At 53.9% G+C, this 16,719-nt stretch carries 14 protein-coding genes; all 14 read left to right on the top strand.

Annotated elements, in window-relative coordinates:
- Positions 1-17 precede the first annotated feature (17 nt).
- Positions 18-974, top strand: coding sequence for a glycosyltransferase (locus ACJO5Y_RS15045; RefSeq protein WP_406988319.1), 957 nt, complete (start codon positions 18-20; stop codon positions 972-974).
- The gene (locus tag ACJO5Y_RS15040) at positions 950-2,917 is read left to right on the top strand and encodes a capsule polysaccharide biogenesis protein (RefSeq protein ID WP_406988317.1); all 1,968 of its coding nucleotides are present in this window, start codon (positions 950-952) and stop codon (positions 2,915-2,917) included. Before ACJO5Y_RS15045 ends, ACJO5Y_RS15040 begins: the two co-directional genes overlap by 25 nt.
- 238 nt (positions 2,918-3,155) lie before the next feature.
- Entirely contained in the window at positions 3,156-4,118 is a 963-nt protein-coding gene (locus ACJO5Y_RS15035) for a DHH family phosphoesterase (RefSeq protein WP_406988316.1), read from the top strand.
- A gap of 205 nt (positions 4,119-4,323) precedes the next feature.
- Positions 4,324-5,238 carry a sulfate adenylyltransferase subunit CysD gene (cysD, locus tag ACJO5Y_RS15030; RefSeq protein ID WP_406988314.1) on the top strand — a complete coding sequence of 305 codons (915 nt, stop codon included), beginning with the start codon at positions 4,324-4,326 and terminating at the stop codon, positions 5,236-5,238.
- Between the two features lie 131 nt (positions 5,239-5,369).
- Positions 5,370-6,782 (top strand): sulfate adenylyltransferase subunit CysN, encoded by a 1,413-nt coding sequence (cysN, locus tag ACJO5Y_RS15025; protein WP_406988312.1) that lies wholly within the window; start codon positions 5,370-5,372, stop codon positions 6,780-6,782.
- Positions 6,783-6,905: 123 nt separating this feature from the next.
- Positions 6,906-7,511 carry an adenylyl-sulfate kinase gene (gene cysC / locus ACJO5Y_RS15020; RefSeq protein ID WP_406988310.1) on the top strand — a complete coding sequence of 202 codons (606 nt, stop codon included), beginning with the start codon at positions 6,906-6,908 and terminating at the stop codon, positions 7,509-7,511.
- A gap of 44 nt (positions 7,512-7,555) precedes the next feature.
- Complete coding sequence (locus tag ACJO5Y_RS15015; RefSeq protein WP_406988309.1) at positions 7,556-9,322, top strand: SLC13 family permease; 1,767 nt, start codon at positions 7,556-7,558, stop codon at positions 9,320-9,322.
- A 74-nt stretch (positions 9,323-9,396) separates the two neighbouring features.
- Positions 9,397-10,464 (top strand): UDP-N-acetylglucosamine--undecaprenyl-phosphate N-acetylglucosaminephosphotransferase, encoded by a 1,068-nt coding sequence (wecA, locus tag ACJO5Y_RS15010; protein ID WP_406988308.1) that lies wholly within the window; start codon positions 9,397-9,399, stop codon positions 10,462-10,464.
- A gap of 298 nt (positions 10,465-10,762) precedes the next feature.
- On the top strand, positions 10,763-11,539 hold the full coding sequence (locus ACJO5Y_RS15005) for a hypothetical protein (RefSeq protein WP_406988307.1): 777 nt from the start codon (positions 10,763-10,765) through the stop codon (positions 11,537-11,539).
- Positions 11,540-11,596: 57 nt separating this feature from the next.
- Positions 11,597-12,547: a Gfo/Idh/MocA family protein gene (locus tag ACJO5Y_RS15000; RefSeq protein ID WP_406988305.1), complete on the top strand. Its 951-nt coding sequence runs from the start codon at positions 11,597-11,599 to the stop codon at positions 12,545-12,547.
- A gap of 82 nt (positions 12,548-12,629) precedes the next feature.
- Positions 12,630-13,205: a UDP-2-acetamido-3-amino-2,3-dideoxy-D-glucuronate N-acetyltransferase gene (gene wbpD / locus ACJO5Y_RS14995; protein WP_406988304.1), complete on the top strand. Its 576-nt coding sequence runs from the start codon at positions 12,630-12,632 to the stop codon at positions 13,203-13,205.
- A gap of 50 nt (positions 13,206-13,255) precedes the next feature.
- Positions 13,256-14,335 carry a DegT/DnrJ/EryC1/StrS family aminotransferase gene (locus tag ACJO5Y_RS14990; protein ID WP_406988302.1) on the top strand — a complete coding sequence of 360 codons (1,080 nt, stop codon included), beginning with the start codon at positions 13,256-13,258 and terminating at the stop codon, positions 14,333-14,335.
- Positions 14,332-15,252: an SGNH hydrolase domain-containing protein gene (locus ACJO5Y_RS14985; protein WP_406988300.1), complete on the top strand. Its 921-nt coding sequence runs from the start codon at positions 14,332-14,334 to the stop codon at positions 15,250-15,252. The genes ACJO5Y_RS14990 and ACJO5Y_RS14985 overlap by 4 nt, the downstream gene beginning before the upstream one ends.
- 2 nt (positions 15,253-15,254) lie before the next feature.
- The gene (locus tag ACJO5Y_RS14980; RefSeq protein ID WP_406988298.1) at positions 15,255-16,718 is read left to right on the top strand and encodes a lipopolysaccharide biosynthesis protein; all 1,464 of its coding nucleotides are present in this window, start codon (positions 15,255-15,257) and stop codon (positions 16,716-16,718) included.
- The last annotated feature ends 1 nt before the right edge of the window (position 16,719 follow it).

Raw genomic sequence — 16,719 nt, 5'->3', positions numbered from 1 at the left:
CTTTGTGGCCACTAAAAATGCAACCAACTTATGTAGTCCACCAAACCCCCAATCCCTCCACGGATTTCTTTGTGGCGCCGGCGCTTCAGGCAGAGGGTAGGGAAGTCCGCTTCTTCACCTTTCAGCAGTTACCCGCGCCGGAAACCTTGGCTCAGGCTACGGTGGTGTTCATTCGCTATGTGCCGCCGCAATGGAAGGCGTTGTTGAGCCGCCACCCTGCTGCCCGGGTGGTGTTTTTCATGGACGATGATCTGTTTGATCTGCGGGCATTCCGGGGCATGCCGTGGCGCTACCAGCGTAAACTGGCCAGCCTGGCATGGCGACATCGGCGATGGTTACGGGCGGTGGGTGCGGAGCTATGGGTTTCGTCCCCCTGGTTGGCGCAAAAGTATTCCGATTGGAAACCCGTGGTGCTGGAACCCTGTAATCCCCATGCGATGCCGGAGAGCACGCCCGAGCCGGCCATGAAAACGCTGTTCTACCATGGGTCCGCTTCGCACTCCGCGGAGTTAAAGTGGCTGGCGCCAGTCGTGGAGCGGGTGCTGTCTGCCCGAAAAGATGTGTGTTTTGAGGTAATTGGTGATCGAAAAGTGCGAGACCGCTTCGCACATCTGCCTGGGGTGCAGGTGGTGCACCCGATGAGTTGGCCGGCCTATAAAGCATTCATCCAGCGCCCGGGGCGAACCGTTGGCCTGGCGCCGTTGCTGGATTCCGTCTTTAACGCCGCCCGGGCACCCACCAAATTCTATGACATCACCGCCGCAGGTGCGGTGGGTATCTATGCTGATACGCCGGTATACCGGCAGTTGGTTGAGCATCGCAGGAACGGTCTATTGCTGCCGATGGAATCACCAGAGGCCTGGGCGGAGGCGGTGCTGGAGTTGCTTGAAGAACCGGACAAGAGAAGGGCGCTTTTTGCCACTAATTCCCCAACGAACAGAAGAACCTTGTGCCAGATAACACCTTCTACCTGACAACATCCCCAGCGCTGTACTCGCTCAAGAACCTTGAAGCCTTCGCCGAAACTCCGGTAAAACGTTACCGCCGGGGACTTCCGGTAAAGCACGTAAGAGCCATGCTGGCCTGGGGCAGGAAGCCTTCGGCGGCAAAGGCAGAGGCTGCGGCGCAAAAACTGGGGTTGCCTGTGGTTCGGCTGGAGGATGGCTTTCTTCGTTCCGTGGAGCCAGGGGCGGAACATCCGCCATTGTCGTTAACTTGGGATGATGAAGGAATTTATTACGATGCCAGTCAGCCCTGCCGTCTGGACCGGCTGATTGACCAACCGCTGACGCTGGATCAGCGTAGCCGTGCCCGGGCGTTGGTTCGGGCCTGGCGGGTTGGGCGGGTGTCCAAGTATAACCATGCCCGGGAGCGGCCTTTATCACACCCGGGGCCTTTTGTATTGGTGGTGGACCAGACCTTTGGAGATGCCTCCGTCGGTTTTGGCCAGGCCGACGCCAGCAGCTTTCAATCCATGCTCAGGGCTGCATTGGAGCACTACCCGAATCATACCGTGGTGATCAAAACGCACCCGGATGTGGTGGCGGGACGAAAATCGGGCTATTTGACGGATCTTCCGGAAGCCGTGTCTGACAGGGTGTATTGGATGACAGAGGATGCTCACGCGCCTTCCCTGCTGGACCAGACATCAGCCGTATTTTGCGTAACCTCGCAAATGGGGTTTGAAGCGCTGTTGTGGGGCAAACCGGTACACGTATTCGGCATGCCGTTTTATGCCGGCCGGGGCCTGACCGAAGATGCACTGCCGCCACCGGCACATCGGTCTCCGGTGGATTTGCTGCAATTGGTGCACGCCAGCCTGGTGGACTACCCGAATTATGTGAACCCGGAGACCGGTCGCCGTTGCCAGGTTGAAGAGGTACTGCAGTGGCTGGCGCTGCAACGCCAATGCCGTGAGCGGTTCCCGGAAACTCTGTACACACCTCGCGTACCGTTATGGAAGCGCAAGGCCCTGGGGCGATTCGTGGCTGGCAGCCTGCTGATCGATGAACGCAAGGCAGCTGTCCCGGAGGGGGCAACTCGCGTGGTTTGGGGGCTGGCTGAATCCTCTGAACCGGTTGTTCGCGTGGAAGATGGCTTCATTCGTTCCGTTGGTCTGGGGGGCGACCTGGTTCAGCCCCAGTCCTGGGTGTTGGATGATGTGGGAATGTATTACGATTCCACCCGGCCATCTCGCCTGGAAAACCTGCTGGAGCGGGGAGGCTTGGCTAAACCCTTGCTGGAAAGGGCTGCGGAGTTGATCAGGAAGCTGGCTGTGTCCGGCACTACCAAATACAACACCGGGGCGAGGACGTGGCGGCGGCCCGATGGTCAGGAACACGTGCTGCTGGTTCCGGGGCAGGTGGAGTCCGATGCATCCATCCGTTTTGGTTCGCCGGTGGTTCAATCCAATATCGGTTTGCTTGAGCGTGTTCACCAGGATAACCCCAATGCCTGGATTGTCTATAAACCCCATCCGGATGTGGTTGCAGGCCTACGCCTGGAAGGTGAGGGGGAATGCGAAAGCCTTCGCTATTGCGATGAGGTGGTCACGGATCAGGATATGGCCCACATGCTGGCGCAGGTGGACGGCGTGCATACGCTCACCTCGCTCTCCGGTTTTGAGGCGCTGATCCGGGGGATTCCAGTGACCTGCTATGGGCAACCCTTTTATGCCGGCTGGGGCCTGACGCAGGATATCTACCCATGTGACCGGCGCACCCGAAGGGTCACCTTGGAAGAGCTGGTGGCTGCGGCGCTGATCCTGTACCCCACCTACCTGAGCCATGCGACCGGTCAATTCACGACCGTAGAGCGGGTCATAGAAGAGCTGGAATACCAGCGTCGCCTGCGGTCTGGGAGCGAGAGCCCTTTGACCCGGCTTTCGCGCAAACTGCGTAGGGCCTGGGTCCATTGAACCGGCCTTACTGGGGCCTGTCGAATTACGCTTCGCTAATCCGACCTACGGGGCGCGGTGCATAAATCGTAGGTCGGATTAGAATTGTAGGTCGGATTAGGCCCAAAGGCCGTAATCCGACACTCCGCTGACCAGAGCAATAAAAGCTTGATGACGATGACATTGTCAGGTTTGACGATCGGTATGATCGCTCATGACGTGTATACTGCGCGCATTTATGAAAGATATGGAATAATTTATGCGTACCTTTGATGTCTTCAACGGCGATGCCGATGGCGTTTGCGCGCTGATTCAGCTGCGCTTGGCCAATCCTGTTGAAAGCACCCTGATTACCGGCGTAAAGCGGGATATAGAGCTGGCGAAGCAGGTACCCGGCACCGAGCCGGCACAGGTGAATATCCTTGATATCAGCCTGGACAAGAATCGGTCAGCCGTAGACGCCTTGTTGTCTGCCGGCAGCACTGTGTTCTATGTGGATCACCACTTTCCAGGGGACTCATTGCCGGAGCAGCACCGCTTTACGGCACTGATTGATACCCAGCCTACTACCTGCACCAGTTTACTGGTCGATCAGCATCTTGGCGGCAAGTTTCATAACTGGGCCATTGCTGCGGCCTTTGGGGATAATCTGAATGCTGTGGCGGAGGATCTTGCCGGTAAGGCCGGGTTGTCTGCGGAGCAGGCGGAGTCACTGAAAGTCCTGGGTGTCTGCATTAACTACAACGGCTATGGCGCCACGGTTGAGGATCTGCACTTCCACCCGGCGGATCTGTACCGCGAGTTTGTGAAGTTTGAGGACCCACTGGAGCTGATCGCATCCCAGCCGCCGGCGTGGCAGAAACTTCGGGACGGGTATGAGGCTGATATGGCCAGCGGCTTGGCGGCGCCGGTTTTGGCTAACAACTCGTCATCCCTGGTTGTACAGCTCCCGGATGAGCCCTGGGCTCGTCGTGTCAGCGGCGTGTTGGGCAATGAATTGGCCAACCGCAACCCGGATAAGGCTTGTGCCATTGTGACGGCGAAGGCCGATGGCAGTTACCTGGTGAGTATTCGGGCGCCATTGAATAACCGCACCGGTGCGGATGAACTGGCCCGGCAGTTCCCGACCGGCGGCGGCCGCAAGGCGGCAGCCGGGATTAACGCGCTGCCGGCGGAGCAGCTTGATGAGTTTCTGGAAGCGGTTGCAGCTTTCTGGGCCTGAAGCAGTGGCTGTCGGATTACGCCTGCGGCTAATCCGACCTACGAATATCTGTCGGATTACGACTTCGTCTAATCCGACCTACAATTTATGCACCGTATTACCCGTAGGTCGGATTAGCCGTAGGCGTAATCCGACACCACAATGAACATCGAACTCGTAGGTTGGATTAGCGAAGCGTAATCCAACAAAAAGACTGGAAATAGCAATGACACTAACCCCTCCAAAGAAAACCCACCTCAAACAGCTTGAGGCGGAGTCCATCCAAATCATTCGCGAAGTAGCGGCCGAGTTTGATAACCCGGTCATGCTCTATTCCATCGGCAAGGATTCCGCCGTCATGCTGCATCTGGCCATGAAGGCCTTTGCACCAGGCACGCCGCCGTTCCCGTTGATGCATGTGGACACCACCTGGAAGTTCCGGGAAATGATTGAGTTCCGTGACAAGATGGCGGAAAAGCTGGGCCTGAAGCTGATTGTTCATACCAATCAGGAAGGGGTGGAGCAGGGCGTTGGGCCATTCACCCATGGCAGCGCCAAGCACACCGATGTGATGAAAACCCAGGCGCTGAAGCAGGCGCTGGACAAGTACGGTTTTGATGCCGCCTTTGGCGGGGCCCGCCGGGACGAGGAAAAATCCCGCGCCAAGGAACGGGTGTATTCGTTCCGGGACAAGTTCCACCGCTGGGATCCCAAGAACCAGCGCCCGGAGCTGTGGAACTTGTACAACGGCAAGGTGAACAAGGGCGAGAGTATCCGTGTTTTCCCGCTGTCCAACTGGACTGAGCTGGATATCTGGCAGTACATCTATCTGGAAAATATCGACATTGTGCCGCTGTACTATGCCGCCGAACGCCCGGTGGTGGAGCGGGACGGTACCTTGATCATGGTGGATGACGACCGCATGCCGCTGGAACCCGGCGAGACGCCTGAAAAGAAGATGGTGCGCTTCCGCACCCTGGGTTGTTATCCGCTGACCGGCGCCGTTGAATCCACGGCGGCCACTTTGCCGGAGATTATTCAGGAGATGCTGCTGACCAAGACATCGGAACGCCAAGGGCGGGTGATAGATCACGATTCGGCTGCTTCTATGGAGCAGAAGAAGAGGGAAGGGTACTTCTAGGCTGGTTTGTCGGATTACGACTTCGTCTAATCCGACCTACATTTTTTGAGCCGCACCTTCTCGTAGGTCGGATTAGCGAAGCGTAATCCGACACCCCTGATCTCGATAAAATTTTTTTCGGAATTATTACTATGTCACACGCCTCTGAACTAATTGAATCCGATATCCTGGCGTACCTGGATCAACACGAAAACAAGGACCTGCTGCGTTTCCTGACCTGCGGCAGTGTCGATGACGGTAAATCCACCCTGATTGGCCGCTTGTTGTTCGATTCCAAGCTGATTTTTGAAGATCACCTGGCGGCCCTGCACAAAGACAGCGAGCGCCAGGGCAATGCCGGCGAAGCGCTGGATCTGGCGTTGCTGGTGGATGGCCTGGCTTCCGAGCGGGAGCAGGGCATCACCATTGATGTGGCTTACCGCTATTTCTCCACCGACAAGCGCAAGTTCATCATTGCCGACTGCCCGGGCCACGAGCAGTACACCCGCAACATGGCCACCGGTGCCTCCACCTGTGATCTGGCCGTGGTGATGATCGACGCCCGCAAAGGCGTGTTGACCCAGTCTCGTCGGCACAGCTTTATTGTCAGCCTGCTGGGCCTGAAGCATGTGGTGGTGGCCATCAACAAGATGGACCTGGTGGATTTCTCCGAGGATGTGTTCAACGACATCCGCGAAGAATACGAAAAGCTGGCCAGCCAGTTGGGCCTGAAAGACGTGTATTACGTGCCCATCTCCGCACTGAACGGCGATAACGTGGTGAACCGCAGTGAACAGACGCCCTGGTACCACGGTGAAACCCTGATGAACATCCTGGAGCAGGTGGAAGTTCTGGAAGACCAGAACGTGACCGATCTGCGCTTCCCGGTGCAGTATGTGAACCGCCCGAATTTGGATTTTCGCGGGTATTGCGGCACCATCGCCAGCGGTGTGGTGCATAAGGGTGACGAAGTAGCGGTGCTGCCGTCCGGCAAGTCTTCCCGCGTGAAAGGCATCCATACTTACGAAGGTGAAATCGACCGGGCCTGGCCGGGGGACGCCGTTACCCTGACCCTGGAAGATGAGGTGGATATCTCCCGTGGGGATCTGCTGGTACACGCCAACAGCCGACCGAAGATGGGGAATCGCTTTGCCGCTCACATCGTGTGGATGAACGAAAAAGCCCTGCAGCCGGGGCGTGAGTACGGCATCAAGATCGGAACCCGCGTGACCAACTGTTACGTTAACGAAGTACTTGAAGAGATTGATGTGAACACGCTGAAGCGCCATCCCGACGCGCAGGGTGGCCTGGATCTGAATGCTATTGGCCTGTGTGATGTTGAACTTTCCGAGCCGGTGGTTGTTGAGGATTATCAACGCCATCCGGGGACCGGTAGCTTTATCCTGATAGACCGAATGACCAACGTGACTGTTGCCGCGGGTATGGTGGAGCGTCAGCTTGACGATGCCGGCGGTGCAGTGGCCCGGGATTACACCGAAGCGGAGCGTAACCTGAACAAGTTTATTCGTGAGAATTACCCGGAGTGGGACTGTAAGGCGGTTTAACTTGTTTGTCGGATTACGAGGCGTTGCCTCTAATCCGACCTACGATTATGCGCCTCACCCACGTAGGTCGGATTAGCGAAGCGTAATCCGACAAACCAACCCAGAACCAGAGGGAAATGGACCTTGGCTGAAAACATAGTCTGGCACGATCACAAAATCACCCGCGCAGAGCGCTCGGTAAACAAAAACCAGAAACCCTGCCTGTTGTGGTTTACCGGCCTGAGTGGGTCCGGCAAGTCCACCATCGCAAACGCCCTGGACGTTGCTCTGCACAGCCGGGGTTACCATACGTTTTTGATGGACGGTGATAACGTTCGCCATGGCCTGTGCAAAGACCTGGGATTTTCCGACCAGGACCGGGTGGAGAATATCCGGCGCATTGGCGAGGTGAGCAAGCTGTTTGCCGATGCTGGCTTGATTGTTCTCAGCGCGTTCATCTCTCCATTTACCAGTGATCGTCGCATGGTCAGGAATCTGTTTCCGGCTGGCGAATTTATTGAAGTATTTATGGAGACGCCTCTGGATACTTGCGAGAAGCGGGATCCTAAAGGGCTTTATGAAAAAGCCAGGGCAGGGGAAATCAAAAATTTCACCGGTATTGATTCGCCCTACGAGGCGCCTGAGTACCCAGAGGTGCGACTGGACACCTCTACCATGTCAGTTGATCAATGTGTTGATACGCTGATTGGTTACATGCTTGAGCGTGAACTGATCACTCTGTCGCGATGATTCATCGAAAGCTGAGCCTACACTGGCACGGGGAACGCTAGCCCATGGCTTGGGATGCAGCTCTTACCCTGATGAGTCTTGCCGCCGTGCTGGGCACGTTGGTGCTGACGCGGGTGTCACCCGATCTCGTTTTGATGTCGGCGCTGGCGTTTTTGCTGGTCACCGGTATTCTGGAGCCCGTTCAGGCGTTGGCGGGTTTTGGTAATCCTGGTGTCATAACCATCGCCACGCTCTACGTGGTCGCCGCGGGCCTGAAAGAGACGGGCGCTGTCCAGTGGATCGCCCGTCGTATGTTGGGCCACCCGAAAACCGGCCGGGGTGCGCAGCTCAGAATGATCGCCCCGACTGGAATTCTGAGCGGGTTCATGAATAACACGGCCGTCGTTGCCATGTTTATTCCGGCCATTCAGGACTGGGCCCAGCGCCTTGGCATTTCCGCCTCCAAACTTCTCCTTCCTTTGAGCTACTCAGCCATCCTTGGTGGAACCTGCACCCTGATAGGTACCAGCACCAACCTGGTAGTGGATGGTTTGTTGCAGAGCCAGGTGGGTATTCACCTTGGATTGTTTGAACTCGCGTGGGTTGGCGTACCGCTGCTGGTTGTGGGTGGCGGATTTCTGGTGTTGTTTTCGGAACGGCTGTTGCCTGATCGCGGTGGCGTCACCGAGGAGCTGGAGCAGGTGCGTGAATACGGTGTAGAGGTCGAGGTTGTCAGCCCTGGCCCCCTGGTGGGACGGACAATCGCACAGGCGGGATTGCGGGCGCTGAACTATGGCTACCTCACTGAGATTGATCGGGGTGGGCGGCTGATCACCGCGGTTGAGCCGGATCGAACATTACAGCCTGGTGATAAGCTCTACTTTGTGGGGGCGCCGGAGTGTGCCAGTGAGCTTCGCCGCATTCAGGGCCTGAAGCCGGCCAATGGCAGTGTGCATAAACTGGATGTGGCCAACCACCAGCGTTGCCTGGTGGAAGTGGTTTTGGGGCCGGAATTTCCCGCTCTGGGCAAGACCGTTCGTGACAGCCGTTTTCGTACCGGCTTTAACGCGGTCATTCTGTCTCTGTCGCGGGAGGGCAAGCGGGTGCCGGGCAAGCTTGGCGATATCACCTTCAAAATGGGCGATACCTTGTTGCTGGAAGCCAGCCATCAGTTTGCCGAACAATATCGATTCCGGCGCGATTTTCTGTTGGTGAGCGCCTTGAACGATTCCACGCCCCCGGACTTCCACAAAGCGCCCCGGGCCCTGGCGATTCTGCTGATGATGGTGGTTGCCAGTGCCTCCGGCCTGCTCAGTATTATGGAGGCGGCCTTCCTGGCTGCGGGCGGAATGATTGTTTCCGGCTGCCTGACGGCCAGCCGCGCAAGGCGCAGCGTGGATTTGCCGGTATTGGTGGTGATTGCGGCATCCTTCGCCCTGGGGAATGCCATGACAGAAACCGGCGCTGCACAGTGGGTGGCCGGAGGGCTTATGGGGCTTGGTGATTTGTCTCCCTGGCTGACGTTGGCTCTAATCTATCTGCTGACAGCAGCATTCACTGAAATGATCACCAACAATGCCGCGGCAGTGCTGATGTTTCCCATTGCGCTGGCCGTGTCGGAGCAGTTGGGGGTGAATTTCCTGCCCTTTGCGGTAGCGGTGATGTTTGCGGCCTCTGCGTCTTTTATTACCCCGTTGGGGTACCAGACAAACCTGATGGTTTTCGGGCCCGGGCGGTATCAGTTTGCGGATTACGTTAAAGTGGGCCTGCCGTTGAGCCTTGTGGTGGCTTCTGTGGCTATTTATTTAATACCCAATGTCTGGCACTTTTAGGTCGGTGCGGGGGCGATTGGCAACCTGGCCCCGATTATTCGGCGCCACTGCTTAATGGAATAAGAAGGAAGTATATGGACACTGTCGGTTCTGTTGGCCTCGCCTCCGGGTTTTTGGCGCTATTTTCCTTGTTGCTTCTCAAGCCTTTTGCTGTGCGTGTCCGTTTACTATTGGATCTCCCGAATCATCGAAAGGTTCACAAGGGAGCGGTACCACTGACTGGCGGGTTGAGCGCTTTTATCGGCCTGTTCAGTGCCTGGATGATTTCCATGCCCCTGATCGGCGGTTATGGGATTTATTTATTCGCGTCCTTGATGCTGGTTCTGCTTGGCGCCGTGGATGACGCAAGGGACGTGCCTGCAGAGTTCCGCTTGTGGGCCCAGGTGGCTTTGGGTGCACTGCTAACCTATGGTTCTGGTGTTTCCCTGGTACATTTCGGCGACCTGTTTGGCCTGGGAGTGATCGAATTGGGTTGGCTGGGGCCGCTGGTGACCATTGCCGCTGTGATTGGTGCGACCAACTCATTCAACATGATTGATGGCATTGACGGGTTGGCTGGCAGCTTGAGCCTGGTCGCTTTGCTGTCTTTGTCTCTGCTGTTTTTGATCGCTGCGCCCGGTAATCGCCTGGAACTGGTGCTGGCGTTTGGTATTGCCGTTTCCCTTCTGCCGTACCTGGCGGCCAACCTTCGAGTGCCTCCGTTCAGGAACCGAATCTTCATGGGAGACGCCGGGGCCATGTTTATCGGTTTCTCCCTTGTGTGGCTGTTTATGAAGGGAACTCAGTCAGAATCGGAGGCGTTGCGGCCGGTGACAGCCTTATGGCTCGTTGCGATTCCGCTGATGGATATGGTCGCGATCATGATTCGCCGGGCCCGTAAGGGGCAGTCGCTGTTGAAAGCGGACAGAGAACACCTGCACCACATTTTCATGCGGGCCGGGTTTACCGACAGGCAGGCGTTGGTGGTGATTACCATCGTAGCCGTTATTTTGGCCGGAATTGGCCTTGGTGGGGAGTATTTCCGAGTTCCCGAGTGGCTGATGTTTGCGCTGTTTGTTGGTGTGTTTGCGGGGTATGACTGGGCAATGAGCCACTCTTGGCGGTTGTTGGTCTTATTCAGAAGGCGGAGTGCGCTAAAATAAGTGTTGAACGTAAGCCGCAAGCAATGAAAGTGGCCTTCCTTAAAGTAGTTGCGCTATTCGACTGCTTCCCCTGATCAATGTCTGCCCATTCCTACCTAGGTTAACTAAAATACACGCTTAAATTCGGCCAATCTGCATGCCCGGCCTTGCTGCTATCGTCAGGTCACGTAGAATTGCTGCACATTTTCTATGGGCGCCTTAGCCTGAGATAATTGACAATTTGAGCTATTGCCAGAGCACACTGCAGTACGGGCCGGTGGGGCGGTAGCGTGGAAAAACGAGAAATGTAGGAATAGGGATGAGTCAGAACGAGCAGTTCACGAAGCAGTACGATGATGAAATCAGCCTAGTCGACCTTGCGACTATATTTGTGCGGCGCCGTCGCATTTTTTTTGCGGTATGTGGCGGAGTGGTTTTGCTGGCGCTGGCCTACGCGCTTTTTCTGGTAGGGGAAGTAAAAGAATATACAACTCTCGTTCAGCTCGGTGAACAGATTGAGGATGGCGAAAGAGAGCCCCTGGAGCCTGCAGCAACGGTAGTTGCTACAATCGAAAACCGCTGGTATCCCGAACAACAAGCGCTATACATTGAACTTGAGAATTCAAGAATGCCCTTTCAGGTAAGTGCTGAGGCGCCAAGGAACACTTCCCTGATCAAATTGACGTCCAAAGCTTCCCCTGTAAAAGCAGAGGCAGTAACGAGCATTCATGAAAAGCTCGTGGACCATATTGTCCGGCGGCAAACACAGCTTTTGGAGCGGAAGAAACAAACTTTAGAGCAGCGCCTAAAATACGTCAATGAATATCTGGAAGGGCTCTCAGGTCAGGAGTCTATGGGTGAAGCTGCGGCTCAAGCTGTTCAGGAGCGGATTGAAATTTCGGGGCAAATCGAATCCTTGCAACCAGCAGAAACTTTAGTAGTTGCAAGGGAAAGCCTTGATAACAAAGGGACGTCAAAGCGTCTGATCATGGTACTTGCAGTTTTTCTTGGCTTGATGCTGGGTATTGTTGCCACTTTCATGGCTGAATTTATCGGTAAGGTGCGCCAGGAGTTGGCTGAGAGTCCCGTGAAGTAGTGTGGCCCATTTTTATCTGTTTTAGTGAAAACGTTATCTCAAAGGAGTTTTAATCGCATGAGTAAAAAGTTCGCCCTGATTGGCGCCGCAGGTTATATTGCGCCTCGTCACATGAAAGCCATCAAAGAAACGGACAACGACTTGGTTGCCGCCCTGGATACCAACGATTCAGTTGGCATTATTGATAGCTTCTTCCCGGATGCGGACTTCTTTACTGAATTTGAGCGCTTCGATCGTCACATCGACAAACTGAAACGTACAAACAATGGCCATGCTGTTGACTACATCTCTATTTGTTCGCCGAATTATCTCCACGACTCTCACATGCGCTTTGCGTTGCGATCCGGCGCCGACGCCATCTGCGAAAAGCCGCTCGTCCTGAATCCCTGGAACATAGATGGTCTGCTCGACATTGAAAAAGATACGGGCCGGAAAGTAAATACTATTCTCCAGCTCAGAGTACACCCCTCCATCATTGCTTTACGTGAGAAGGTTCAGTCCGAAAAACGTGAAACGAAACATGAAGTCGATCTGACCTATATCACCTCTCGAGGCCATTGGTATCTCCAATCATGGAAAGGGGATTTGAAAAAATCAGGTGGTATCGCCACAAATATCGGCGTGCATTTCTACGACATGCTGCACTTCATTTTCGGTGAGCTTCAGGAAAACGTAGTCCACCATAGCAGTGACACGATGGCTGCTGGATACCTGGAATACGAAAAAGCACGTGTTCGGTGGTTCCTATCAGTGGACTATAAGTTTGTCCCTGAAAGTGCAAAAGCCCAGGGCCAAAGAACTTACCGCTCCATCACTGTGGATGGAGAAGAACTGGAATTCTCCGGTGGCTTTGCAGATCTTCACACCCGCAGCTACGAAGAAATTCTGGCGGGCCGCGGCTACGGCCTTGAAGACAATCGAGTAGCCATTGAAACCGTCGCCAACATACGCAACGCCGACCCAATCGGCCTGAAAGGTAACTTCCACCCCTTCCTCAAAACCGAATAACCGGCAAAGCCCCTCTCCTCTCGCGAGAGAGGGGCGGGAGAGAGAGGAAACCTTTCGCTACCCTAATGACAGAGGAGCACCCATGCCCGTAAAAATCCACCCCAGTGCCATAGTAGACGAAGGCGCCCAAATAGGCGAAGACTCCAGAGTCTGGCATTTCGTGCACGTATGCGGCGGCGCCAGGATCGGTAAAAACGTTTCTATGGGGCAGGGCGTATTCGTCGGGAACAAGGTCACCATTGGTGACAACTGCAAAATCCAGAACAATGTTTCCGTGTACGACAATGTGCATTTGGAAGAAGGCGTATTCTGCGGCCCCAGCATGGTATTCACCAACGTTTACAACCCACGCTCACTGATTGAGCGAAAGGATGAATACCGGGACACATTAGTAAAGCGCGGTGCCACACTCGGCGCAAACTGCACCATTGTTTGCGGTGTGACTATCAGTGAGTTTGCCTTTGTGGGTGCCGGTGCAGTGGTGAATAAAGATGTGCCAGCGTACGCATTGATGGTGGGTGTACCCGCCCGGCAGATTGGCTGGATGAGTGAGTTTGGCGAGCAACTGAACTTGCCAGTTACAGGTGACGGCGAAGCAGTTTGCAGTCATACCGGTGCCAAGTACCTACTTATTAATGACCAACTTTCTAAAGCTTGATTCTGGCCATTCCGGTTATATCGATTGTTACTTCAAAAGGTTGATTACGTATGCAGTTTGTAGACTTGGCAGCCCAACAAGCCAGGATCAAAGATAAAATAGACGCCAATATCCAAAAGGTCCTCGCCCACGGCAAGTATATTCTTGGCCCGGAAGTGGATGAACTGGAGGAAAAACTCAGTGCATACTGCGGCGCAAAACACTGCATAACCGTAGCCAATGGCACAGACGCTCTGCAAATTGCCCTGATGGCCGTTGGCGTAGGTCCCGGCGATGAAGTGATCGTGCCCGGTTTCAGCTATATCGCCACTGCTGAGACCCCCGCCCTGCTGGGCGCCAAACCCGTGTACGTAGACATAGACCCGAAAACCTACAACCTGAACCCGGAACAGCTGGAAGCTGCTATTACCCCGCGCACCAAAGCGATTATTCCGGTGTCCCTTTACGGCCAGTGCGCAGACTTCGAGACCATCAATGCCATCGCTGAAAAACATAGTATTCCGGTGATTGAAGACGGCGCACAAAGTTTCGGCGCCAGCTACAAGGGCAAAAAATCCTGCAACCTGACCACCATCGGCTGCACCAGCTTTTTCCCCAGTAAGCCCCTGGGTTGTTACGGCGACGGCGGTGCTCTCTTTACAAACGACGATGAGCTGGCCACCATACTGCGCCAGATCGCCCGCCACGGCCAGGATAGGCGCTACCACCATCTTCGCGTAGGTGTAAACAGCCGCTTAGATACACTGCAAGCCGCAATATTGCTACCCAAACTGGATCTGCTGGAAGAAGAAATCCAGCTGCGCAACCAAGTGGCAGAAAACTATACCTGCCTCCTAGAGGAGGCAGGTATCGAAACCACACCGTTTGTAGAAGAACACAACGTATCCGCCTGGGCGCAGTACACCATCAGAGTAAACAATCGCGAAACGGTTCAGGCCAAACTGATGGAAGCAGGTATTCCAACTGCTGTACATTACCCCATACCGCTTAATAAGCAGCCTGCGGTGGCGGATGAAACGGCAGTCCTATCGGTGGGTGATGAGATGGCGGAGAAGGTGATGAGTTTACCGATGCACCCTTATATGACCGCTGAAGACCAAATCAGGGTAGTGGAGTCGTTGAAAGCGTGACGGCTACGAGTTTTCGCCCCGATATTCAGGGCCTGAGAGCTATCCATGTCGGTTATCTCTTACTACGGAATAAACAGGTTCTCAGAAGCAGGCACACAATTAAGGGGCAAGCCCTGCGCTGGGGTGTTCTGGTAGCTGCTATCCTCGGCACCTCGCAATGCATGGCAAAGATCAGTGTGGCCTTTACACCTGACCAGTTACCGATTGAATACCGGCGCTATGTCGACCCTAAGACCATCTGTCACGGAAAAATTGTTGGCGACTGTTTGAGAGGGGACTTAGGCAGCGATAAGGAGGTACTGGTATTAGGTGATTCCCATGCCGCCATGCTGAACCATTTTTTCGACTATCTGGGCCAGGAGCTGAACTTGAAAGCTCGAATCATCACTGCCATCAGTTGTGTGACGATTCCGGGGTTTGATTACAAAAGAATCGCTGAATGGGCGCAGCAGCCCTGTCTGGATCAGATAGAAAGGGCACACCCATACATCGAAAAGGCGCAGACGATTTTCATCGCGGGTGTCTGGAACTCGCAGACCAGAGCGAGGCCATTTAACCTCGCGCTGGAAGAATTTTTTAACAGCTACCGTGATAAGCGAATTGTTATCTTGTCGCAGGTGCCGCGTTTTAATCGTGATGTAAGTCGTATTCAACGCTTTGAAAAGCTCTGCTTGCCCAGTCACATTGAACGTGATCGAAGCTATCAAGTGGCTAACAGAGAACTGGCTGAATTGGCAAAAAGCCATACCAATGTTGAATTCAAAGCATTGGATTCTTTAAACGTCTTTGATCAGGCACCTTCTCACCAAGGTAACCTCATTTACATCGACGAGCACCACATCAACGAAGTAGGTGCTCGAAGATACGTTAAAGCCGCTGTTAATTCTTTCAGTATTGCTTCAGAAGACGGTAAATAGCTTTGAACAGACTTCTTTTACCCATAAGAAATCTAGTACCTAATAACCGCTTTGTCCGAAATGTTTCTGTTCTCGCTGGTGGTACGGCAGCTGGTCAGCTAATTGTTATTGCCGCCTCGCCTATACTGACCAGGCTCTACACTCCTGAGGATTTTGGTTTACTAGCTGTATATGCCGGAATTCTCGGAATATTAGGCGTAATAGCCAGTTTGCGGTACCAGTTGGCTATTCCGCTGCCAGAAAGTGACCAAGAAGCGGCTAGTATCGCCGTGTTGAGCCTCTTGGTCGTTTTGATTACTACGTTCTTTACTGCGGTTGCTGTCTACTTTTTTGGGGACCATATAATAGGCTCGTTGAATACACCCGGTTTGGGGCCTTATTTATGGTTGGTGCCCCTAGGTTTGTTTCTAGTAGGCGCTTACCAAGTTTTCCAGTTTTGGGCAATAAGGACAAAAGAATTCTCCAACATTGCCCGAACCCGCTTCACTCAATCACTCGGGATGGTTATCACGCAAGTCGCAGGTTATTCACTCGGACCGATAGCGCTTTTGCTTGGGCGGGTAGTCGGGCAGGGTGCTGGCGTGCTGGCGCTCACTCGATCAGCCTTTAAAACCTTTTCCAAGGAATTTTTGGAAACGACTTTTACGAGCGTAAAATCCAGAGCCAGCGAATATAAACACTTTCCAATGGTTTCAATTTGGACAGGTTTAGCTAGTTCAGGTGGTTCAAACCTTCCTCCACTCTTAATAGCAGCATCTCTTGGAGTTGGCCCTGCAGGCATATATTCATTGGCTCATCGGGTACTATCACAGCCTATGGCTATCATCGGGGCGGCAGTAGGTGATGTCTTTTATCGTCAAGCAGCAGAGTCTAATAGAGATGGTACTCTAGGACGGACGGTCGAACGCGTGTATTCGAGCTTGGCGATGCTGGCTTTGCCTCCAGCCTTAGCCGCATTTTTGTTGATTCCTGATATTTTTGTCTTTGTATTCGGTGACAACTGGAGCGAGGCTGGAGAGGTAGGGCGCTGGATGATTCCTTGGCTTTTCTTTCAGCTTGTAGTAACCCCCTCAACAAGGATATACCCAATTCTGGGATTACATGGTGTTGCACTAAAATTTCAATTGAGTTTTCTGTGCTCAACTGTGTTTTCTGTCTTAGTTGGTGGATGGGTATTCAATAACTTGGTTACTACTGTGGCTCTCATTTCGACTATTAACTCGTTTGTCTATATTTGGCGGTCAGCTTCCACTTTTGAGCTAGTGGGCCTTAAGAGAAGACGTGCTTTTTACGCATTACTAAAAGCCTTCCCTTCAGCTTTATTAGGTAGTTTTCCGATTATTGTATTGATGATTTTTTACGATAATATTTTTAATTCTGGTCTAGTTAGTCTATTCCTGGTTTCTACTTCGTGTGTGTTGTTACTTGTTCTTGGTGTTTTCAACTCTAAAAAGGTTTTGTCGTAAT

Source organism: Marinobacter alkalisoli, from assembly GCF_045449855.1.
In the GTDB taxonomy this organism is placed as follows: domain Bacteria; phylum Pseudomonadota; class Gammaproteobacteria; order Pseudomonadales; family Oleiphilaceae; genus Marinobacter.
This window is presented reverse-complemented; position numbering and strand designations above follow the sequence as displayed.